Origin of the sequence: Bradyrhizobium sp. B120 (genome assembly GCF_049075665.1) — a bacterium.
GTDB lineage: Bacteria > Pseudomonadota > Alphaproteobacteria > Rhizobiales > Xanthobacteraceae > Bradyrhizobium.
Genome location: NZ_CP185242.1, coordinates 7,259,161 through 7,280,112 on the forward strand (window position 1 = coordinate 7,259,161; position 20,952 = coordinate 7,280,112).

The 20,952-nt window shown below is 65.1% G+C and carries 17 protein-coding genes and 1 tRNA gene; 6 read left to right on the top strand and 12 right to left on the bottom strand.

The window, feature by feature from the left end; genetic code table 11:
- Positions 1–78 precede the first annotated feature (78 nt).
- From ACOIX3_RS33725 to deoC, 8 genes are all read right to left on the bottom strand, one after another.
- Entirely contained in the window at positions 79–1,170 is a 1,092-nt protein-coding gene (locus tag ACOIX3_RS33725) for an ABC transporter ATP-binding protein (protein WP_420966362.1), read from the bottom strand.
- Between the two features lie 83 nt (positions 1,171–1,253).
- Positions 1,254–2,693 (bottom strand): extracellular solute-binding protein, encoded by a 1,440-nt coding sequence (locus tag ACOIX3_RS33730; RefSeq protein WP_420971851.1) that lies wholly within the window; start codon positions 2,691–2,693, stop codon positions 1,254–1,256.
- Between the two features lie 49 nt (positions 2,694–2,742).
- Positions 2,743–3,780 carry a carbohydrate ABC transporter permease gene (locus ACOIX3_RS33735; protein ID WP_420966364.1) on the bottom strand — a complete coding sequence of 346 codons (1,038 nt, stop codon included), beginning with the start codon at positions 3,778–3,780 and terminating at the stop codon, positions 2,743–2,745.
- Positions 3,777–4,652, bottom strand: a complete 876-nt coding sequence (locus ACOIX3_RS33740; RefSeq protein WP_092124618.1) for a carbohydrate ABC transporter permease — start codon at positions 4,650–4,652, stop codon at positions 3,777–3,779. The genes ACOIX3_RS33735 and ACOIX3_RS33740 overlap by 4 nt, the downstream gene beginning before the upstream one ends.
- 7 nt (positions 4,653–4,659) lie before the next feature.
- Entirely contained in the window at positions 4,660–5,583 is a 924-nt protein-coding gene (rbsK, locus tag ACOIX3_RS33745; protein WP_420966365.1) for a ribokinase, read from the bottom strand.
- Between the two features lie 4 nt (positions 5,584–5,587).
- Positions 5,588–6,043: an RbsD/FucU family protein gene (locus ACOIX3_RS33750; protein WP_420966366.1), complete on the bottom strand. Its 456-nt coding sequence runs from the start codon at positions 6,041–6,043 to the stop codon at positions 5,588–5,590.
- Positions 6,044–6,141: 98 nt separating this feature from the next.
- A complete protein-coding gene (locus ACOIX3_RS33755; RefSeq protein WP_420966367.1) occupies positions 6,142–8,529 on the bottom strand; it encodes an aldehyde dehydrogenase family protein in 2,388 nt (795 codons plus the stop codon).
- Between the two features lie 10 nt (positions 8,530–8,539).
- Entirely contained in the window at positions 8,540–9,457 is a 918-nt protein-coding gene (gene deoC, locus ACOIX3_RS33760) for a deoxyribose-phosphate aldolase (RefSeq protein WP_420971852.1), read from the bottom strand.
- A 349-nt stretch (positions 9,458–9,806) separates the two neighbouring features.
- On the opposite strand from deoC, the gene ACOIX3_RS33765 reads away from it, so the two are divergent.
- On the top strand, positions 9,807–10,601 hold the full coding sequence (locus ACOIX3_RS33765) for a DeoR/GlpR family DNA-binding transcription regulator (protein WP_420966368.1): 795 nt from the start codon (positions 9,807–9,809) through the stop codon (positions 10,599–10,601).
- A gap of 80 nt (positions 10,602–10,681) precedes the next feature.
- On the opposite strand, the gene ACOIX3_RS33770 is transcribed toward ACOIX3_RS33765, so the two are convergent.
- From ACOIX3_RS33770 to ACOIX3_RS33780, 3 genes are all read right to left on the bottom strand, one after another.
- Entirely contained in the window at positions 10,682–11,833 is a 1,152-nt protein-coding gene (locus ACOIX3_RS33770; protein ID WP_420966369.1) for a substrate-binding domain-containing protein, read from the bottom strand.
- Positions 11,834–11,906: 73 nt separating this feature from the next.
- A complete protein-coding gene (locus ACOIX3_RS33775) occupies positions 11,907–12,899 on the bottom strand; it encodes an ABC transporter permease (RefSeq protein ID WP_420966370.1) in 993 nt (330 codons plus the stop codon).
- Positions 12,896–14,476, bottom strand: coding sequence for a sugar ABC transporter ATP-binding protein (locus tag ACOIX3_RS33780; RefSeq protein ID WP_420966371.1), 1,581 nt, complete (start codon positions 14,474–14,476; stop codon positions 12,896–12,898). Before ACOIX3_RS33780 ends, ACOIX3_RS33775 begins: the two co-directional genes overlap by 4 nt.
- 263 nt (positions 14,477–14,739) lie before the next feature.
- On the opposite strand from ACOIX3_RS33780, the gene ACOIX3_RS33785 reads away from it, so the two are divergent.
- The gene (locus ACOIX3_RS33785) at positions 14,740–16,572 is read left to right on the top strand and encodes a PQQ-binding-like beta-propeller repeat protein (protein WP_420966372.1); all 1,833 of its coding nucleotides are present in this window, start codon (positions 14,740–14,742) and stop codon (positions 16,570–16,572) included.
- Positions 16,573–16,862: 290 nt separating this feature from the next.
- Here ACOIX3_RS33785 and ACOIX3_RS33790 read toward each other — a convergent pair.
- Positions 16,863–16,939: transfer RNA gene (locus ACOIX3_RS33790), tRNA-Pro, on the bottom strand.
- 78 nt (positions 16,940–17,017) lie between these two features.
- On the opposite strand from ACOIX3_RS33790, the gene ACOIX3_RS33795 reads away from it, so the two are divergent.
- From ACOIX3_RS33795 to ACOIX3_RS33810, 4 genes are all read left to right on the top strand, one after another.
- Positions 17,018–18,004 carry an L-threonylcarbamoyladenylate synthase gene (locus tag ACOIX3_RS33795; protein WP_212311615.1) on the top strand — a complete coding sequence of 329 codons (987 nt, stop codon included), beginning with the start codon at positions 17,018–17,020 and terminating at the stop codon, positions 18,002–18,004.
- Between the two features lie 111 nt (positions 18,005–18,115).
- Complete coding sequence (locus tag ACOIX3_RS33800) at positions 18,116–19,543, top strand: FAD-binding oxidoreductase (RefSeq protein ID WP_420966373.1); 1,428 nt, start codon at positions 18,116–18,118, stop codon at positions 19,541–19,543.
- Between the two features lie 14 nt (positions 19,544–19,557).
- Positions 19,558–19,998, top strand: coding sequence for a GNAT family acetyltransferase (locus ACOIX3_RS33805; RefSeq protein WP_420966374.1), 441 nt, complete (start codon positions 19,558–19,560; stop codon positions 19,996–19,998).
- Positions 19,999–20,017: 19 nt separating this feature from the next.
- A complete protein-coding gene (locus tag ACOIX3_RS33810; RefSeq protein WP_420966375.1) occupies positions 20,018–20,599 on the top strand; it encodes a GDP-mannose pyrophosphatase in 582 nt (193 codons plus the stop codon).
- The last annotated feature ends 353 nt before the right edge of the window (positions 20,600–20,952 follow it).

A 20,952-nucleotide genomic window follows, 5' to 3' on the forward strand; every position in this document is an offset into this window, starting at 1 on the left:
GCCGAAGGTTACGTCTGGAGCGCTGGTCTCACTTCGCGGCTCCGATGACCGCAATCCTGTTGCCGTCGCCAGAGCAAATCAGGAAATGGCCATCCCTGACGCCTTGTCGAACAAATGCGTTCGCTCGAGATCGAGCGCAACGTCGATGACATGATCCGGCTCCGCGGCAACGCCGACCGGCATTTGCGCGGTGAACGCAGAGCCGGCGACGGTTCCGATCACCAGCGTGTGCGGCCCCAGCGGCTCCACGTCTCTCACAAGCAACCGGACGGAAGAACCCGCCGGCGCGCCTTGCTGCAACACATGATCGGGCCGCACGCCGAGCACCACCGGCTTGCCGACGCTTGCTGCGTAGGTCGCCTCTCGGGACTTCGGCACGCGCAACGCCGTGCCCGATGGGGCGGTGAAGCTGAGCGCGCCGTCGCGGGCGACGATCTCGCCATCGATGAAGTTCATGCTGGGCGCACCCATGAAGCCTGCGACGAACAGGTTAGAGGGCTTCTCGTAGATCGTAATCGGATCGGCCGCCTGCTCGATCCGGCCTTTGTTCATCACCACGACGCGATCGGCCATCGTCATGGCTTCGACCTGGTCGTGCGTGACATAGACGATCGTCTTGGCGAGACGGCGATGCAGCGCCTTGATCTCGGTCCGCATCTCGATGCGGAGCTTGGCGTCGAGATTGGACAACGGCTCGTCGAACAGGAACACGTCCGGGCTGCGCACGATGGCACGGCCGATCGCGACGCGCTGGCGCTGTCCGCCGGAGAGCTGCTTCGGACGGCGTTGCAGGTACTGCTCGAGGTCGAGCACACGCGCCACGTCATTGACGGCCTTCTCGATGCTGGCGCGAGATTCGCCCCGCACCTTCATGCCGTAGCCGATGTTCTCGCCGACCGTCATGTGCGGATAGAGCGCGTAGTTCTGGAACACCATCGCGCAATTGCGGAGGCCAGGGCGCAACTGCGTGACGTCGCGGTTGCCGATGCGGATGGTTCCGCTGGTGACGGCCTCCAGCCCCGCGATCATGCGCAATGTCGTGGTCTTGCCGCAGCCGGACGGGCCGACCAGCACGACAAACTCCTCGTCGGCCACGTTGAGGTCGAGCCCTTCGATGATCTTGTAGGGCCCGTATGCCTTGCTGACGTTCTCGATCTCGACGTGCGCCATGGAATCCTTTTCCGTCCTTTCGTCGACGGCTGGTCAAGCCCCGGATGACGCTCGCGCATCATCCGGGAGGTCTCACTGGAAAGCTAGTTCTTGGGCGGGAGGCCCATCGCCGCGCGATAGGCGGCAAGCTGCTTGGCCCGGCCGAACTCGTCGGTCAGGCGATTCCACTCCTTCGCCATCGCGTCGAGCGCCGCCTGCGGCGTGGTCTGGCCGGCCAGCGCCTTGCCGAGTTCGATCTCCACCACCTCGGTATAGGAGAAGTAACCCGGCAGACGCATGTCGAGCGCGACGTTCTTGGCGTTGATGGAGTCCGATTGCGCGCCGAGATATTCCTTGGCCTCTTCCGGCGAGAAGATCTTGCTCCACAGTTGCAGATTGGCGGTGTGCGATTTGCGATAGGGATTGACGCCGCTGCCGCCGGTGATAGCCGCCTGGCCCGACACTTCGGGGCTCGTCAACGTCTTGACGAAGTCCCAGGCCGCCTGCTGGTTCTTGCCGGCCTTCGGCACCGCGATCTGCCAGCCGCCGAATGCCATGAACGGGCCCGGAAGCACGCTCGGGAATTTGTCCCATTTCTTGGTCTTGGCGTTCCAGATCTCGTCCGAACCGGGCAGCATCGCCGAGCCGACCTTGCCCGAGATCTTCGACTGCTTTGGGTCGGCCGCGATCACACCGGTGTCGCCCCAGCCGATCGATTCCGCCACCTGGCCACCGGCCACGGCCGCGTTCACCTCGCCGAACGAGAAGTTCAGCGCGTTGGGCGGCCCGAGCTTCGATGCGCGGATGTATTCCTCGAGCCCCTTCACCCAGCCCGGATTGTTGATCTGCGCATCCATCGTCTCGGGGTCGAAGAACATCGCACCCGGATAGTTCGGACTGTTGGCGTAGGCCGCCGCATGGCTGAAGAAGAACCAGAATTGCTGACCGCCGCGACGGAACGCTTCCGCCGTTCCCCACAGGCCCTTGTCGGGCCGCTGGAAGAACTCCGCAATGTCGAGATACTGCTTCCAGGTCTTCGGCGGCGCGAGGTCATAGCCGTACTTGGCCTTGAAGGCGTCCTTCTCCTTGGGATCGCTGAACAGGTCGGTGCGGTACGTATAGGTGTGGACGTCGCCGTCCATCGATTGCGAGTAGATCTTGCCTTCCCACACCATCAGGCGTTCGCGATAGGCCGGCTCGATATCGTCCCAGTCCTTGCCGGACTGCATCTCCTTCGGCATCTCGCTGAGATAGGGGACGAAATCCGGCAGCCAGGCCGGCGCGAAGCTGACCAGGTCGAACGTCGCGTCCGACGCGGTGAGCGAGGTCGCGATTTTCGGATAGAGCTCGGACCACGGAAACTCGACGACATTGACCTTGCCGCAGGTCTTCTTGGCCCATTCGTCCGCGCCGAGCTTGAGCGCGGATGCGATATACGGTCCGGTCTGCGACGCCACCGTCAGGGTGACGCCGGTGTAATCCGGGCTACAGGCAGCATTCGCCTGGCTCGCGGCGCAGGCTATCGCGAGCGAGGTGGTCAGCATCAGGAACGTCCGTCGCAACATCGTCTAGTCCTCCCTACAAGGTTTTTTGCTATTTGATGGCCCCGAGCAGCAGGCCCGACCGCATCATCCGGCTGAGCAGGCCCGCCATGATCATCATGGGAACGATTGCGACGAGCGCCGCAGCTGAGATCGCCCACCATTCGTCGCCGCGCTGGCTGTTCTGTCCCGCCACGAGGATGGGCAGCGTCTGCCACCTGGAATTGGTCAGGAACAGCGCGAACAGAAACTCATTCCAGACGAAGGCCAGCGTGATCATCAACGTCGCCAGCAGCCCGTTCATCGACATCGGCACCACGATGCCGAAGAAGATGCGCCAGCTCGGCACGTTGTCGACCATCGCGGCCTCCTCGACCTCGATCGGCACCGCCTCGAAGAAGTCGCGCATCAGCCAGACCACGATCGGCAGCGAGAAGGCGACGTAGCACAGCGTCAGGCCGACGAAGCTGTCGATCAGCTGAAAGCCGAGCCGACCGATCTCGCTGTAGAGCAGATACAACGCAAAGGCCGTCACGATCGGCGGGAACATGCGCTGGCTGACGAACCAGAACAGGATGTCCTCGTTGCCGAGGATCGGTCCGGGCAACGGCAGGCGATTGGCGACGACAGCAGCGATCAGCGCGATTGGAAAGGCGAGCAACAGCGCCTGCGGCCGGGTAAATCCGAACGTCGCATTGAACAGCAGATAGCCGCCGAGCGCGAGCAGGAAGAACACGAGGCCTGCACCAAGGCGCACCTTGAATTCGAATCGCACCAGCGCGTAGGCCGCCATTGCGCCGATCGCGGTAGCGATGGCTGCCGCCGACAGGCCGACGATGGTCGAATTCAGGAAGGTGTGGAAGAACTCGCCGCGGATTCCCTGATAGAGATCGATGAAGGGCTGCAAGGTCGGCGTGAAGTCGATGAACGGCAGATAGGTTGGTCCGCCGACCACGCCCGGCGGCGTCTTGAACGCGGTGACCACCACCCAATAGAGCGGAAACACCGTGATCAGGCACCAGACGAGGACGCCGACCGTAACCAGGCGGCGGCTCCATGGCGACAATCCGGTCAAGCCCTGCCCGCTCATCGGCGCTTCTCCAGATGAGGCCGCAGCAGCGCCAGATAGGTGACGCCGATGATCGTGATCGCGATCAGGAACAGGAAGCTGAGCGCCGACGTGTAGCCGAGATTGAACTTCTTGAAGCCTTCCTGATAGGCGAACAGCGTCAGCGTCTCGGTGTCGACGCCCGGCCCGCCGCCCGTCATCACGAACACCGTGTCCATGATCTTATAGCTCTCGATCAGGCGGATGAAGACGATCGCGGCCGAGATCGGCAGCAGCATCGGAAAGGTGATCCCCCAGAACTGCTGCCAGGCGCTGGCATTCTCGAGCTCGGCAGCCTCGTAGACGTCTTCGGGCAGCGTCTGCAGACCGGCCAGCATCATCAGGATCACGAACGGGGTCCACTGCCAGACCTCGACGGCGATGATGCAGGCGAGCGCCCAATGTCCGTTGGTGAGGAACGGCAGGTTGACCAGGCCGAACTTCGACAGGAATTGGTTGAGCGGCCCCATGGTCGGGTTGAACATCATGCGCGCCACCAGCGCGACGGCGACGGGTGCGAGCAGCATCGGCAGCAGCAAGGCGACACGAAACAGCCGCTCGCCCGGCACGCGCGCGTTCAGCGCCAGCGCGACGCCGAATCCGATTGCGTATTGCAGCCCGACCGCGATGAAGGCAATCAGCGTCGTCGTGAAGATCGCATTCCAGAACCGCGGCTCCTGCAACAGCGTGGCATAGTTGCCGAGCCAGACCACCCGCGGCGGGATCGGCGGAATCAGGCGGTAGCTCAGGAAGCTCGTGGTGAGCGAATAGATCAGCGGAAAGATCGAGATCGCCAGCACGACGAGCACCGCCGGCCAGATGAAGACATGCTTGATCGGATCATTCCGCATCATCGCGCGATCATCCCTTCAGCAGCGCGTCGATCTCCGCGCGCCGCGGCATCGCAGGCGCGGTGCCCGGTCGCGTCACCGAGATTCCGGCCGCGGCCGAACCGAACCGGGCAGCCTCGAGCGGATCGGCGCCATCCGCGAGCGCCGCCGCGAAGCCGCCGACGAAGGCGTCGCCCGCCCCCGTGGTCTCGACCACCTTGCCGGCGGCGAAGGGCGGCACGTGCAGCGAGCGATCCCGCGCATGAAACAAGGCGCCGCGTTCGCCGAGCGTGATCAGCGCCGTTCCGGCGCCCTTCGCCAGCAAGGCATCGCCGGCGCGGCGGGCGCCGGCGAGATCGCTCACTGCGATGCCGGTCAGCGTTTCGGCCTCGGTCTCGTTGGGGACGACATAATCGCAGAGCGCAAACAGGCCAGAGTCGAACTTGATGGCCGGCGCCGGATTGAACACGGTGATGCTGCCGGCGGCGCGCGCGATCTCAAGCCCGCGCCGTGCCGCATCGACCGGCTGCTCGAGCTGTGTCACGAACACGCGGCTGTCGCGAATCGCATCCGCCACCGCGTCGACATCGGCCGGGCCGATCCCGCCCGCCGCACCCGGCACCACGATGATCGCGTTATCGCCGCGCGTCTCGTGGACATAGATGAACGCAGCTCCGGTCGGCGCCTCCGCCGTCCTGGCCACGCGCGGCCGGATTCCCTCGGCCTGCCAGGTCTTGATCGCAAGCTCGCCGAAGGCGTCGTTGCCGATCCGGGAGATGAAGCTCACGCTGGCCCCTGCCCTCGCGGCCGCGACAGCCTGGTTGGATCCCTTGCCGCCGGGCCCCATGGCGAATCCCGATCCGGCGATCGTCTCGCCGATCGCCGGCATGTTGCCGGCGCGGAACGCCAGGTCGACGACGAAGACGCCGAGGACGGCGACGCCATTCTTGCTCATGTCGTCACTCCCCGTCCGGCGCGATCACGCCCTTGCTGAACAGGAAGCAGCCGTAGAAGCGCCGCTCGCCGGTCGCGATCACGCAATAGGCCGTCTTGGCCTTCTCGTAGAAGGCATGGCGCTCGACGCCGACGAGCGGCCAGGATCGTCCTTCGGCGCGGTCGATCGCGGCCTGCACCTCGCGCTGCACGGGAGGCACTTCCTGGGCCTGGCCGACGATCTCCATGCGGATCGCGGCGTCGTCGACAAAGGTATCGAGCGGCATCACCGAGAGAACGGCTTCGACCGCCTTGGCGGCACTCACATTGTCGATGCGCAGCAGCCGGCCAAGCACGCTCTGGCGGGCGATCGAGTCGGCCGGAAAATTGGTGTCGCACACCACCAGGCGATCACCGTGCCCCATCGCCCGCAGGGCGTAGAGCACGTCGGCATTGAGCAGTGGATTGATGCCCTTGAGCATGTTGCGTCCCTCCCTTGTCGTCAAAATCCCCGAACTCTGACGGTCCGGATCCCCCTCCCTATCACCGCAAGGTGACGTCCCTTTCGCCGGGAAGCGCTCTAGTCGCCATACGGAATCCAGATGTTCTTCACCTGCACAGCATGGCGGAGCAGGATCGGGCCCTCGCTCGCGGCCTTGTCGTACCAGTCGAGCGCAAGGCCATGATCGACCAACGTACGCTTGAGATTGCCGATCGAGTACCGTTCGGCCACCGTCGAGGCGTCCTGCGACCCAAATGCCCAGAGCGCATCGACATCGTCATGCTCGGCAAGCACCTTGACCAGCTCATCGCGATCGCCAGTGACGATGTTGACCACGCCGCCCGGCACGTCCGATGTCTCGAGCACCTGGTAGAAGTCGGTCGCGGCGAGCGGATGGCGCTCGCTCGGCACCGCGACGACCCGGTTGCCCATCGCCACCAGCGGCGCGACCAGGCTGATGAAGCCGAGCAGCGGCGCCTCGTCGGGACAGGCGACACCGACCACGCCGATCGGCTCATGCATCGCCAGCGCCACGCCGCGCAGCGGCGGCGCATGGATGGATCCCTCGAATTTGTCGGCCCAGGCGCCATAGCTGAACAGCCGCTCGATGCTGGCATCGACCTCGGTGCGCGCCTTTGCTGCCGACACGCCGGTCATGTCGGCGATGCGGCGGCTGAACTCGTCGCCGCGCGCCGAAAGATTTTCGGCAAGATAGTAGAGGATCTGGGCGCGATTATGCGCCGTCGCCCGCGCCCATCCCTCGGCGGAGCGCGCCGCGGCGACCGCATTGCGGATATCCTTGCGATTGCCCTCGCCGGCCTCGCCGAGACGGCGGCCTTTCGGCGAGAGCACTGCGCGCGAATAATTGCCGTCCGGACGGACCTGCTTGCCGCCGACGAATAGCTTGGCGGTTCGATCGATCGGCGGCACGTCGAAGCCGGCGCTGGCGCCGGACGCCGTCGGCAGCGGCGATGCTTTGGGCCGCGCCTCGCGCCCGCTCCAGGCCTTCGGCTTGAGATACTCATACATGCCTTCGCGGCCGCCCTCGCGGCCGAAGCCGGACTCGCGATAACCGCCGAAGCCGACGCTGGCATCGAACAGATTGGTGGCGTTGACCCAGACCACGCCGGCCAGGAGTTTCGGCGCAATGTCGAGTGCGAGCCCGATCGTCTCGCTCCACACGCTGGCGGCAAGGCCGTAGCGCGTGTTGTTGGCGAGCATCACGGCCTCGTCCGGTGTGCGGAACGTCATCGCCACCAGGACCGGGCCGAAGATCTCTTCGGTCGCAACCGTCGAGGACGGATGCACGTTCCAGAGCAGGGTCGGCGGATAGAAGCATCCTTCCGTCGGCATCGCGCCGGACGCCTGATATTTCTCGGCGCCTTCCTTCACCCCGGTCTCGACCAGCGCCTTGATCCGCTCGAGTTGCACCGGCGCGACCACCGCGCCCATGTCGATCGCCTTGTCGAGCGGCATACCGACGCGAAGCGTCTCCATGCGGCGGATCAGGCGCCTGCGGAAGGTCTCCGCAATGCTCTCCTGCAGCAGCAGCCGCGATCCGGCGCAGCACACCTGGCCCTGGTTGAACCAGATCGCGTCGACCACGCCTTCCACCGCGCCATCGATGTCGGCATCGTCGAACACGATGAACGGCGACTTGCCGCCGAGTTCGAGAGTCAGCGATTTTCCGGTCCCCGCAGTCGCCTGACGGATCAGCCGCCCGACTTCGGTCGAGCCCGTGAAGGCGATCTTGTCGACACCGGGACTTTCGACCAGCAGCGCACCGGTGGCGCCGTCGCCGGTGACGACGTTCAGCACGCCCGGCGGCAGGCCGGCCTCGGCCGACAGTTCGGCGAACAGCAGCGCGGTGAGCGAGGTGAACTCCGCCGGCTTCAGCACCACCGTATTGCCCGCGGCGAGCGCCGGCGCGATCTTCCAGGCCAGCATCAGCAGCGGGAAATTCCACGGAATGATCTGCCCGATCACGCCGATCGGCACCTGATCGGCAAACTCGCGGTCCTGCAGCTGCGCCCAGCCGGCGTGATAGAGGAAATGGCGCGCGGCGAGCGGCACGTCGAGATCGCGGGTTTCCCGGATCGGCTTGCCATTGTCGATCGCCTCCAGTACGGCGAACAGCCGGGCGTGACGCTGCAGCATGCGCGCCAACGCATAGAGATGACGCGCGCGGCCGTGGCCGCCAAGCTTTGCCCAGGCCACCTGCGCGGTGCGGGCGGCGTTGACCGCGGCCTCGACATCGGCAGCGTCGCCCTGCGCGATGCGCGCCAGCGCCTTGCCGGTGGCAGGCTCGGCAGTCGTGAGGTGTTTGCCCGCATGCGGCGCTGTGAACTTGCCGGCGATGAAATGCCCGAACGTGGCGCCATGCCGCGCCAACCAGGCGCGCGCCTCGCCGTCCGCCTCGGGCGCGGGGCCATACTCCATGGTCTCGAAATAATTTGCGACGCTCATCGCTGGAGTCTCATCCCACGGGGTGGCGGTTGAAAGCCGAGTAGTGGCCGGTCACGTGATGCTCGAGCTGCCGTTCGATGTCGGCGAGCAGGCTGGAGGCGCCGATGCGGAATAGATCCGGCTCGAGCCAGTCGCGTCCCAGCTCCTCCTTCATCAGGAACTGGTAGTTGAGCACGTCCTTTGCCGTCGAGATGCCACCGGCCGGCTTGAAGCCGATCTTGTAGCCGGTGCGCTCCTGATAGAGGCGGATCATCCGCAGCATCGCCAGCGTCACGGGCAGGGTCGCGTTGACGCCTTCCTTGCCGGTGGAGGTCTTGATGAAGTCGGCGCCGGCCATCATGCAGACCATCGAGGCCTTTGCGACATTGCGCAACGTCTTGAGATCGCCCGTGGCCAGGATCGTCTTCAGATGCGCGTTGTCGCAGACCGCGCGGAAATCCCGGACCTCGGCATAAAGCGCCCGCCAATCGCCGGTCAGCACGTGCTCACGCGTGATGACGATGTCGATTTCCTGCGCGCCATTCCGGACCGATGCCTCGATCTCTTTCAGCTTTAGCTCATGCGGCACGAGGCCTGCGGGAAACCCGGTCGAGACCGCGGCGACCGGAATGCCGGATCCATCGAGCGCTTCGACAGCGGTGCCGACGAACCGATCGTAGACACAGACCGCTCCGGTATGCAGCTCGCGCCCGGCAAAGCCGAGCTGCTCGAGAATGTCGCGGCGCACGGGCGCCTTGGCCTTGGCGCAGAGCCGCTTCACCCGTTCGGCCGTGTCGTCGCCGTTCAACGTCGTGAGGTCGATGCAGGTGACCGCCTTGAGCAGCCACGCCGCCTGTGCGTCCTTCTTCACGGTTCGCCGGCCTGGCAGGCTCGCGACCCGCCGTTCGGCGGCCGACAGGTTGATCCTGATGTCGTCGACCCAATCCATCTCGAGCGCACGGCCGCTGTTGCGCGGCAGCGGATGCAAATGCTCGCCGCCCGGGGAAGGCGATTGCACGGCCAACGGGGACGGATTCTGGATGAAGACGCTCTGCGTCATGGAAACGCCTTGCGGTCCTAGCGAATCGACGAGGTGGCCAGATAGATTGAATGTGTCGATCGCAACATGTGATCCTCCCCTGACCTTGCCGCCGGGTTTGCCGCGTGCCGAGGACGATATCGTCTCGACACCGGATCAGCCCGCCGGACTGGATGTTACTATTGTAACAAATCGACGTTGATAAACTCACAACATTGTAAGATCATTGTCAATCGGATAAGCAAGCTCGGCGATCAAAATGGCTGAAACCTCCAACGCACGACCAAGCGAGACACGCGTCCAGCGCCTGCAGAGGCTGCGCCGCGCCGTCGAATCGAGTGGTGCGCTGCACCTGAAGGACGCCGCCGAGCTCCTCAAGGTTTCCGAAATGACGGTGCGGCGCGACCTTGCCGGTCCGGAGGCCGCGCTCGCTTTGCTCGGCGGCTACGTCGTCAATGCGGCGTCGCCGACCGGCATCAAGTACACGTTCGAGCAGGAGATCGACCAGCACACCCAGGACAAGCGCCTCGCCTGCCGGGCTGCCGCCGCCTCCATCAACGAAGGCGATACGATCTTCATCGACTGCGGCACCACAATGCAGTCGCTGGCGGACTGCCTGCCCGAGGATTTGCCGCTCTCGGTGATCTGCTATTCGATGAACGTGGCGTCGATCGTGACGCGCCGGCCGGGCACACAGGTGATGCTGATGGGCGGGCTCTATCATCCCTCATCGCAGTCCTTTGCGTCGGACGACGGCCTGTCCTATCTGCGGCGGCTCGGGATCAACAAGGCCTTCATTTCGGCGGGCGGCGTGCATTGGACCCGCGGCGCGAGCTGCTCGAATTTTCACGAAGTCGCCGTCAAGCAGGCCGTCATCGAGACCGCGATGGAGAGCGTCCTGGTGATCGACGCGAGCAAGCTCGGCAGTCTCAAATCGGCATTCTTCTCCGACATCGCCGCGTTCTCGCGGATCATCGTCGGCGGCGCGGCGTCATCGGAGATGCGCAAGCACTTCCGCAGCCTTCCTGTCGAGTACGTGACCAGCGCAACCTGATCCGAGCGGGGGCTGGCACGCCCGGATCAGGCTGCTCACGATGCGCGGGCTCGCGGGACCACGCATCGAACTCGTGCGGCTCAGTTGCAGGCAGGCTTTGCCTTGTTGCAGGCGTCAGTCAGTTCCGGCGGCGGCTCCTTCTTGAACACCGTCTTGTAGGATTCCAGCACGTTCGACTGCGTCACCGGCAGCGACTGCACACCGACCCAGGCCGGCGTCTCCTTGCCAAGCAGCGCATTCATCATCGCCATCGCCTCCGCGACGCCCTGGTCATAGGGTCGCTGCGAGCCGGTCGCCTTCAGCGGCCCGCCCTTGGCGATCTCGATCGCCGATTGCAGGCCGAGATCGACGGTCGTGACCGGAATGTCGATGCCCTGCGCGCGCATCGAGCTCAGCGTATCGAGCGCCGGCTGATCCCAGACCGCGAACACGCCTTTGACATCCGGATTGCCGGTGAGGAAGTCGCCCGCGATCTGCGACACCTTCGGCGGGTCGGTGAAGTCGACCTGCTTCATCTTGAGGTCGGGACGGTTCTTCTGCATCCACTCGCGGACCCCCTTGGTGCGCTCGTTGGTGCTGAAATAGTCGACGCCGAAATTGACGAGGCCGATAGTGCCGCCCTGCGGCATGCAGGAGGCCAGAATCTGGGCCGCGATCTGTCCGTTGCCCAGGTTGTCCGCCGAAATCATCGAGGCGTATTCCTCGGGATGCTTGAGGCCGGTCGGGATGCTGTCCATCAGCACGAGCTTGATGCCGGCCTTGGCGACCTTCTTGTAGGTCGGCGCGGTCGCGGTGAAATCGACCGGGATCGAGATGATGCCGTCCGGATGCTGCTGGATGGTGTTCTCGATGTCGGCGATCTGCTTGTCGACCTGATATTCGGCGGACGCGACGCCGGTCACCATCACGCCGTACTTCTTCAGCGTGTCGGTGATGCCCTGGATCTGCAGTTGCGCCCAGTCGAGGTTGACGGTCTGCATGGAAATGCCGACCTTGAAATGCTTCTCCTTGATCTTGGCGGCGTCGGCGTCCGACAGCGCGAGCACCTCCGGCGACGCGGCCTTCTCGCCATGCGGCCCCTGACCGACGATCGATTTCGGTCCAAGCGTCGCGAGATCGACGCCCTTGACGCAGCTTGCCGGCACTTCGGCGCGGGCCGCGGGGGCAATCGAAATGGCCGTCGCCGCAATCAGTGCGGTCAGCGGCAGGGTTTGTCGCAAGATTGGCTTCATTGTTTCCTCCCTTTTTGGTCGCCGATTGACCGGAGGCCGGCGACCTTGCCCCTACATTTTTCCGGATCGTTCTCTAGCGTTTCGTGAAGGCGACCGCGGCCACGATGATCGCTCCCTTGATGACGAGCTGCATCGGCGAGCTGACGCCCAGCAGCACGAGGCCGTTGTTGAGCGTGCCGATGATGAGGCTGCCGAACAGCGTTCCCAGGATGTAGCCGCGCCCGCCGAACAGGCTGCAGCCACCGAGGATCACGGCGGCGATGACGTCGAGCTCCATCCCCTGCACGACGTCGGGCCGCGCAGCATGCGAGCGCGCCGACAGCACCAGCGCCGCAAGCCCGGCCAGCGCGCCGGTCAGCACGAAGGCCGCCGTCGTCACCCATTTGGTGTTGATGCCGGAATAAAGCGCCGCGGTCGGATTGCCGCCGACCGCATAGATGCGGCGGCCGAACACGTTGTAGTGCAGCAGCAGGATGCCGACGATCATCGCCACCAGCGTCCAGGCAATCGGAACGGGGATGCCCAGGAACGTGCCTTCGCCGAAGATCGCAAAGTAAGTCTCGTTGGTGATGATGACCGGCTTGGTGTTGGTCACCATCATCGCCAGCCCCCGCGCCATGCTCAGCGATCCCAGCGTGACCAGGAACGACGGGATCGAAAGCTGCGTGGTCAGAATGCCGTTGATCAGTCCGACCAAGGCGCCGGTGCCGAGCCCGGCAATCGCGCCGACGATCCAGCTGTTGCTGATCTGGCTCATGGCGAGCGCCGCCGCCATGCCTGATAGCGCCAATGTCGATGCGACCGACAGATCGATCTGGCGTGCGATGATCACGAAGGTCATGCCGACCGCGATGATCGACACCAGCGTCGTCTGGCGTCCGATATTGAGGAAATTGTCGAGCGACAGGAACCAGGGCGAGGACAGGCTGAACACGACCAGCAGCACGACGAAGGCGATGTACAGCATGTAGGGCCGCTCGCCGCGCAACAGGTTCTGCAGCAGCTTGCGGCGACGATCGGTTCGGGTCGACGAGGCGACGACATTGGGCGCGGTCAGTTCGGTCATGCGGGCAGCTCTTGCAATACGCCTTGTCCGGAGGCCTGGTACATCTGCAGGAGATGGTGGAGCTCTTCGGCATCGTCGATCTCGCCGCGCGCAAGCGTTCGCGCCACGCGTCCATCGACGATCACGGAGATGCGGTCGCAGAGCTCGATCAGTTCGACGAGATCCGAGGAGACGATCAGGACGCCGCTGCCGTCGCGGGCGGCGTTGCGGATCACGCCGTAGATTTCCTCGCGTGCGCCGACGTCGACGCCGACCGTCGGTTCGTCCAGCAGCAGCACGCGCGGCCGCGGATCGTTCCATTTTCCGAACACGACCTTCTGCTGGTTGCCGCCGGACAGCGTCCTGACCAGGCTGGAAGCGCCGTGCGCCTTCACCGAAAGCCGCGCGACCGCGGCCTCCGCGCGGCGGGCAGCGGCGCGCTGCTGCATGAAGCCCCAGCGCGAGAAATGCGGAATCCGCGGCAAGGTGATGTTGCGCTCGATCGAATGGTCGAGCACCAGGCCCTGCACGTGCCGATCCTCCGGCACCAGCGCGACGCCCTGATCAATTGCATCGGCCGCGCTGTTCGGCAGCCACGGCCGGCCCTCGATCTCGAGCGTGCCGCGCTCGGCCGGCCGAAGTCCGAAGATCGTCTCCAGAATCTCCGTGCGCCCGCTGCCGATCAATCCGGCAAGGCCGTGGATCTCCCCCTTCATCACCGACAAGTCGACGGCCGACAGCCGGTCATTCGACACGCCCGACAGGGACAGAACCGGCGACGGATCGAACGCACGCGTTGCCGCGGGCGCGGCGCGCGATGCTGCCGGCGCCAATCGATCGGTGCCGATGATGGCGTTCACCAGCCGCTTCATGTCGGTATCGGCGGTGACGAACGTGCCGGCGTTGGCGCCATCGCGCAGCACGGTGACACGCTGCGAGATCTCGAACACCTCGTTGAGCCGATGGGTCACATAGATCACGCCGACGCCGCGGCGCGTCGCCTTGCCGATCGCATCGAACAGGATGCGGACCTCGTCCGACGTCAGCGAGGATGTCGGCTCATCCAGGATCAAGAGCCGCACCTCGCCCATCAACGCCTTGGCGATCTCCGTCATCTGGCGGTAAGCGAACGGCAGCGAGCCCACCGTCGCTTTGGTATCGAGGGGAATGCCGAGTTCGCCCAGGAACGCCTCGGCCCGGGCCATCAGTTCGCGCTTCCGGACGAAGCCGAACCGCGCGCGCGGCTCGCGGCCGAGCAACAGATTGTCGGCGACGCTCAGGGATTCGACGAGGCTGAGGTCCTGATAGACGACGGCGATCCCCGCTTCGCGCGATCTTGCCGGGCTGTCGAACGTCGCCGGTTTGCCGGCGATCTCGATGGTGCCGCTGTCGGCGGCATGAACGCCGCTGAGGATCTTGATCAGCGTGGATTTTCCGGCGCCGTTCTCGCCCAGCAGCGCGTGCACCTCGCCGGAGACGACCTCGAGGTTGACGTCGCGCAGCGCGCGCACGCCGCCGAAGCGCTTGCTGATGCCACCGACCGTCAAAAGCGACGCCGACGGCTGAGGCTCTGCCGCGATCGAACCGGACAATTCCATTTTCCTCCCATCGCCGCGCGGAACGCTGATGCGATGATGACATCTTGTTATTTTTGCAACTTATTGTGTTATAATTCTATCACATCGGGCAGCCTGTCAATGGGAGATCACGCCGTCAGGCGCTCGAATTGGGGGCGGCCGGTCGCGATCAGGCCCGGCACCGCCCGGCACACGCCTCCGGCCTCCCCATGCGCAATGGAAGCCGGCAGGTTGTGCTACGCTGCAGTCGCTCATCTCATCAAAGCCAACGCCGGTGAACCGCGATGAAACTGAGTGCTGCGATTGCCGTCGTCCTGATCTGGTCGTGCCTTCCTGCGACAGCGCAGCAAGGCGGAGCCGCCCTCTACGCGCAACGCTGCGCGCAGTGTCACGACAGCAGCAACACGGATATCCGCGCGCCGAGCCGGGCCGCGCTGCAATCGAAGTCGTTCGATGAGGTTCTGGGTGCGATCACCACAGGCGCGATGTCATCCTTCGCGCAGGGGCTGAGCACCGACGAGCGGGCGGCGATCGCCTCACTCGTCACCGGCAAGGCCGCTTCGCATGCGTCGGCCGACAGTGCGGGCCAATGCGCGCAGGGCGAGACCGGTTTCCCGCAAGCGATCGATGGGCCACGGTGGAACGGCTGGGGCGTGGATCTCAACAATAGCCGGTCTCAGCCGGCGGCGATGGCCGGCCTCACGCCAGACCAGGTCCCGCGGCTGCGTCTGAAGTGGGCCTTCGGGTTTCCTAACACGTCCACTGCCTACGCTCAGCCGACGGTCATCGGCGGCTTGCTGTTTGTCGGCGGCGGCGACCGCAAGGTCCACGCCCTCGACGCCAAGACCGGATGCACCCGCTGGGTGTTTCCGACCGACGCAGCGGTCAGGGCGGCCATCAGTCTTGTCCCGATGGATAATGGCCAGTCCGCCATCGTCTTTGGCGATGTGCTCGCCAATGTCTACGCCGTGAATGCTGCGACCGGCGCGTTGATCTGGAAGAGTAGGGTCGAGGATCATCTGGCCGCCCGGATTACCGGCGCGCCAACGTTCCATTCCGGCGTTGTCTATGTCGGGGTGTCATCGATCGAGGAGGCCACGGGATCCCGGCCCACCTACCAGTGCTGCACGTTTCGCGGCAGCGTCGTTGCGCTGAAGGCCGAAACCGGTGCGCAGATCTGGAAGACCTACACCATCCCTGAAGCACCGCATCCCACAAGGACGAACGCGATCGGGACCCAGCTGTTCGGTCCGGCCGGCGCGTCGGTCTGGTCCGCGCCGACGATCGATGTTCAGCGCCAGGCGCTCTATGTCGCGACATCGAACAGCTATGCCGACCCGGCAACCGACACCAGCGATGCCATCCTCGCGTTCGATCTCGCGACCGGGCGAATGCTCTGGCATCAGCAGGCGACGCCGAAGGACAGCTTCGTTGTGGCGTGCTTCGGCACCGACCAGAGCAACTGTCCGCAGGACCGCGGTCCCGACCACGACTTCGGACAATCGCCCATTCTGGTGACCTTGCATGCCGGACAACGCGTGCTGGTGATCGGCCAGAAATCCGGCGTGGTGCATGCACTCGATCCCGACCATGAGGGCAAGATCCTGTGGCAGACGCGGATCGGCCAAGGTGGCCCTTTGGGAGGAACCGAGTGGGGCTCCGCCGCGGACCAGGAGCGAATCTATGTCGCCAACTCGGACGTGCGGTTCCTGAGGGACGGCTCGAGGCGTCTCAACTCAAGCGAGGGCGGTGGCCTGTTCGGACTTGATCTTGCGACCGGGAAAATCGCGATGCAGGTGGCGCCGGTTGCCTGTGGCGATCGCCCCCAGTGCAGTCCCGCCCTCTCCGCAGCAATCACCCTCATTCCCGGCGTCGTCTTCTCGGGTGGCGTGAGCGGCTTCTTGCGCGCCTACGCCACCGATGATGCGCGGCTGCTTTGGGAGATCGACACCGCGCGCGACTACACCACGGTGAATGGCGTTCCGGCCCGTGGCGGCGCCATGGACGGCCCCGGCGCGGTCGTCGTCGACGGCATGCTGTATGTCAATTCCGGCTACGCGCAATGGGGCGGCCTGCCCGGCAACGTTCTGCTGGCCTTCGAGGTCGGCAACCCCTGACAAACGCGATGTCAGCATTTGCGACGGCACGTTGAGCACTACTCGCCACGGGCTATTCGTGCTTTGATGTCGGCCAGGATCGGCTGACAGGTCCGACGGGAGGCCTTCTGGTGCTTGGTGACGTGCTACGCAACATCACGTCAGGCGCCTTTACCCTCGCGCCCAACAATCGTCGCGTATCAGGTTCCGAGCGGCGTCGAATCGAATCGACGGACATGGCTGCCGCGCCGCAAATCGATGCGCATTTCGTTGCACACAAAAAACGCAGAAACTATAAGTGCTTGAAAGAATGGTCGGAGTGGCAGGATTCGAACCTGCGACCCCTGCGTCCCGAACGCAGTGCTCTACCGGGCTGAGCCACACTCCGACTAAGAGGCCGGCTTATAGCGTCGGGTTTCGGGGACCGCAAGGGACCACAGGCAACCAATTGAGGAATTGAGTCACAGTGGATACAGGCCTGAAAACGCACATTTTGCCCGCCGGCGCCGCCGCCACGGCGACCGCGGCCGGGGTTCTGGCCGAGGGCGGCCTGGTGGCGTTTCCGACCGAGACGGTTTATGGCCTCGGCGCCGACGCCGGCAACGCTGCCGCGATCGCCCGGCTCTACCAGGCCAAGGGCCGGCCGGCCTTCAATCCGCTGATCGCCCATGTCGCCGATCTCGGCGCCGCGCGCCGGATCGCCCTGTTCGACGGGCAGGCCTTGCGCCTCGCGGAAGCGTTCTGGCCCGGTCCCCTCACCCTGGTGCTGCCGAAGGCGCTCTCCTGCCCGGTTGCCGAGCTCGCGACCGCCGGGCTCGATACGGTCGCGATACGCATTCCAGCCCACAAGGTGGCGCGCGACATCATCAAGGCGTTCGGCGGTGCTGTGGTAGCGCCATCGGCCAATCTCTCCGGCCATGTCTCGCCGACGACGGCCGAGCATGTGAACGGCGATCTGGCCGGCCGGATCGACATGATCGTCGACGGCGGCCCGGTCGAGGTCGGCGTCGAATCCACCATCGTCGGCTGTTTCTCCGATCCCGTGCTGCTGCGGCCGGGCGGGCTGACGCGCGCCGAGATCGAGCGCGTGCTCGGCCATCCGCTGCAATCGCCGCCGCCCGATGCGGAAGGCGACGCTCAGCCGATCGCCCCCGGCATGCTGGCCTCGCATTATGCGCCGCGGACACCAGTCCGGCTCAATGCCAGCGACGTCCATGTCGGCGAAGCCTTGCTGGCGTTCGGACCGGCCAAGGTCGGGCGGCGCGAATGCGCCTCGGTGGAGATGAACCTGTCCGAGCGCGGCGATCTCGCCGAGGCCGCCGCCAATCTGTTCGGCTACCTTCGCACGCTCGACACGAGAAACGCAGATGCTATCGCCGTGATGCCCATTCCCGAGGACGGGTTGGGCGAAGCCATCAATGACCGGCTGCGCCGCGCAGCGGTTGGGCGGTAACAAGCATGACCCGGAAAGGTGCGAGCCGGTTTTCGCCGCGACAAACGCGAAGCGTTTGCGCAGAGGTCATGCATCAATAAAGATCCCGACTGAGTGAAAGACCAAGAAAAAATGAACATCGTCCAATCAGCGGTGCCGCCGCTTCCGCCCGATTTGCTTGCAAAGTTCCGCGCTATCGTCGGCGACAAATATGCCGTGACCGATGCCGCCGACATCGAGCCTTACGTCACCGAGGAGCGCGACCTGTTTCACGGCCGCTCGCCGCTGGTGCTGCGCCCGGGCTCGACCGCCGAAGTCGCTGCGATCTGCAAGCTTGCGAGCGAGCACAGGATCGCGCTGGTGCCGCAGGGCGGCAACACCGGCCTGGTCGGCGGCCAGACACCGCATCATGGCGAGGTCGTGGTGTCGCTGCGGCGGCTCGACAACATCCGCGACATCGATGTCGAATCCAACACCATGACCTGCGAGGCCGGCGTAGTGCTGCAAATCGCGCAGCAGAAGGCAGCCGACGTCGACCGGCTGTTCCCGCTGTCGCTCGGCGCGGAAGGCAGCTGCACCATCGGCGGCAACCTCTCGACCAATGCCGGCGGCACCGGAGCGCTCGCCTATGGCGTGGCGCGCGAGATGGCCCTCGGCGTCGAGGTCGTCCTCGCGGATGGCCGCGTGCTCAACGCTTTGTCCAAGCTGAAGAAGGACAACACCGGCTACGATTTGCGCAACCTCTTCATCGGCGCCGAAGGCACGCTCGGCATCATCACCGCCGCAACGTTGAGGCTGTTTCCGAAGCCGCGCGCGGTCGAGACCGCCTATGTCGGCCTGAAGTCGCCGGCGGCGGCATTGAAGCTGCTGTCGATCTCGCGCAACGAGGCGGCGGGCAGCCTGACGAGCTTCGAATTGCTCGCCGACATCGCGGTCGATTTCTCGATCCGCCACGGCATCGATATCCGCGATCCGCTTGAGAGCAAGCATCCCTGGTACGTGCTGATGGAATTGTCGTCGTCGCGCGACGATGCCCGCGACGCGCTGGAGGCGATCCTCGCCCAGGGCATGGAGGACGGCATCGTCGATGACGCCGTCATCGCCGCCAATCTGAGCCAGCGCCAGGCGTTCTGGAAACTGCGCGATGAGATGTCGGCGGCGCAGAAGCCGGAGGGCGGCTCGATCAAGCACGACATCTCGGTGCCGGTCGCGGCCGTTCCCGCCTTCATCGCGGAGGCCAATGCAGCGGTCGTGAAGCTGATCCCTGGCGCGCGGCCGGTGCCGTTCGGCCATCTCGGCGACGGCAACATCCACTACAATGTCAGCCAGCCGGTCGGCGCCAATGCGGCCGACTTCCTGGCGCGTTGGCACGACGTCAATGCCGTCGTGTTCGAGATCGTGCTGCGGATGGGCGGCTCGATCTCGGCGGAGCACGGCATCGGCGTGCTCAAGCGCGACGAGCTGCCCGACGTCAAGGACAAGGTCGCGATCGAGCTGATGCGGCAGGTCAAGGCGATGCTCGATCCGCTCGGCATCATGAACCCGGGCAAGGTGCTGTGACCGTGCAGGCGACAATGCCCTCCTCTCTCGCCATTGCAGAGATCACCGACGCCGACGTCGCCGCTGTCGTCGCGCTGTGGCAGGCGTGCGGCCTGACCCGGCCGTGGAACGATCCTACTGCCGACATCGCGCAGGCGCGGCGCGGACCGAGCTCGGCCGTGCTGGTCGGCCGCAGCTCGGACACGATCGTCGCAACCGCGATGGTCGGTCATGACGGCCATCGCGGCTGGGTCTACTACGTCGCGGTCGACCCCAACCTCCAGGGCAAGGGGCTTGGCCGCACCATCATGGCGGCGGCCGAGGACTGGCTGCGCAATGCCGGCGTGCCGAAGCTGCAATTGCTGGTACGGCGGGAGAACGCCAAGGCCGGCGCATTCTACCAATCGCTCGGCTATGAGGAGTCGACCTCGGTGATGCTGGCCAAATGGCTCGACGGTCGCGAAGCGACGTCGTAACGGAATTGAGGATCGACGCATGAGCATCGCCGACCGCGTCCGCGTCAAGGACGTCCAGCTGCTGTCGAAGCGCCGCTACGAGCTGAAGAGCGCGACATTCGACTACCGCCGTAGCAACGGCGAATGGCAGACCCAGGTGCGCGAGGTCTATGACCGCGGCAACGGCGCGGCGCTGTTGCCCTACAATCTCAAGACCCGCACCGTGGTGCTGGTGCGCCAGTTCCGCTATCCCGCGTTCGCCAACGGCTATGACGATCTCCTGATCGAGGCCGCCGCCGGCATGCTCGACGATGCCGCGCCGGAGATGCGCATCCGCGCCGAGGCGGAGGAAGAGATCGGCTACCGGCTCGCGCATGTGCGCAAGGTGTTCGAAGCCTTCATGACGCCGGGCGCGGTGACCGAGAAGCTGCATTTCTTCGTCGCCGAATACGACGCCACGATGCGCATCGGCGATGGCGGCGGGCTCGCCGACGAGGGCGAGGACATCGAGGTGCTGGAGCTTGCGATCGACGACGCGCTCGCCATGATCAGCGATGGCCGCATCGTCGACGGCAAGACCATCATGCTGCTGCAATACGCAGCGCTGCATCTGTTCAAGTGAGCGCCACGCGGTCCCGGCCTGGACCGAGGCGGCTCGCGCCATCAGCTAGACAAAATATCGAAAAACAACCCCATGCACAGTAGCCGGCGGTGGCCGGCGCCCGACTTGACACGTCGGGCAACTCACGGATACGCTTCCAATATTCCGAAATTGCGCAGGCGTACGCTGGCCCCTGGGGCCATTTCCGTTCCGATGGAATTGGAACGGGGCGATAATGCTCTAGCCCCGTCATCCCCGCGCAATGGCTATGCCATTGTCGCTGGAGGTGCGAGCGAAGCGAGCCTCGAAGGATCGACGGCCCCGCTGGTGGCCGATTCATCCTTCGAGACGGCCGCGTTGCGGCCTCCTCAGGA

Excerpts from the sequence above, each read along its gene's own strand:
- ACOIX3_RS33725 (WP_420966362.1), bottom strand. The coding sequence starts at position 1,170 with ATGGCGCACGTCGAGATCGAGAACGTCAGCAAGGCATACGGGCCCTAC.
- ACOIX3_RS33730 (WP_420971851.1), bottom strand. The coding sequence starts at position 2,693 with ATGCTGACCACCTCGCTCGCGATAGCCTGCGCCGCGAGCCAGGCGAAT.
- ACOIX3_RS33735 (WP_420966364.1), bottom strand. The coding sequence starts at position 3,780 with ATGAGCGGGCAGGGCTTGACCGGATTGTCGCCATGGAGCCGCCGCCTG.
- ACOIX3_RS33740 (WP_092124618.1), bottom strand. The coding sequence starts at position 4,652 with ATGATGCGGAATGATCCGATCAAGCATGTCTTCATCTGGCCGGCGGTG.
- rbsK (WP_420966365.1), bottom strand. The coding sequence starts at position 5,583 with ATGAGCAAGAATGGCGTCGCCGTCCTCGGCGTCTTCGTCGTCGACCTG.
- ACOIX3_RS33750 (WP_420966366.1), bottom strand. The coding sequence starts at position 6,043 with ATGCTCAAGGGCATCAATCCACTGCTCAATGCCGACGTGCTCTACGCC.
- ACOIX3_RS33755 (WP_420966367.1), bottom strand. The coding sequence starts at position 8,529 with ATGAGCGTCGCAAATTATTTCGAGACCATGGAGTATGGCCCCGCGCCC.
- deoC (WP_420971852.1), bottom strand. The coding sequence starts at position 9,457 with ATGGATTGGGTCGACGACATCAGGATCAACCTGTCGGCCGCCGAACGG.
- ACOIX3_RS33765 (WP_420966368.1), top strand. The coding sequence starts at position 9,807 with ATGGCTGAAACCTCCAACGCACGACCAAGCGAGACACGCGTCCAGCGC.
- ACOIX3_RS33770 (WP_420966369.1), bottom strand. The coding sequence starts at position 11,833 with ATGAAGCCAATCTTGCGACAAACCCTGCCGCTGACCGCACTGATTGCG.
- ACOIX3_RS33775 (WP_420966370.1), bottom strand. The coding sequence starts at position 12,899 with ATGACCGAACTGACCGCGCCCAATGTCGTCGCCTCGTCGACCCGAACC.
- ACOIX3_RS33780 (WP_420966371.1), bottom strand. The coding sequence starts at position 14,476 with ATGGAATTGTCCGGTTCGATCGCGGCAGAGCCTCAGCCGTCGGCGTCG.
- ACOIX3_RS33785 (WP_420966372.1), top strand. The coding sequence starts at position 14,740 with ATGAAACTGAGTGCTGCGATTGCCGTCGTCCTGATCTGGTCGTGCCTT.
- ACOIX3_RS33800 (WP_420966373.1), top strand. The coding sequence starts at position 18,116 with ATGAACATCGTCCAATCAGCGGTGCCGCCGCTTCCGCCCGATTTGCTT.
- ACOIX3_RS33805 (WP_420966374.1), top strand. The coding sequence starts at position 19,558 with ATGCCCTCCTCTCTCGCCATTGCAGAGATCACCGACGCCGACGTCGCC.
- ACOIX3_RS33810 (WP_420966375.1), top strand. The coding sequence starts at position 20,018 with ATGAGCATCGCCGACCGCGTCCGCGTCAAGGACGTCCAGCTGCTGTCG.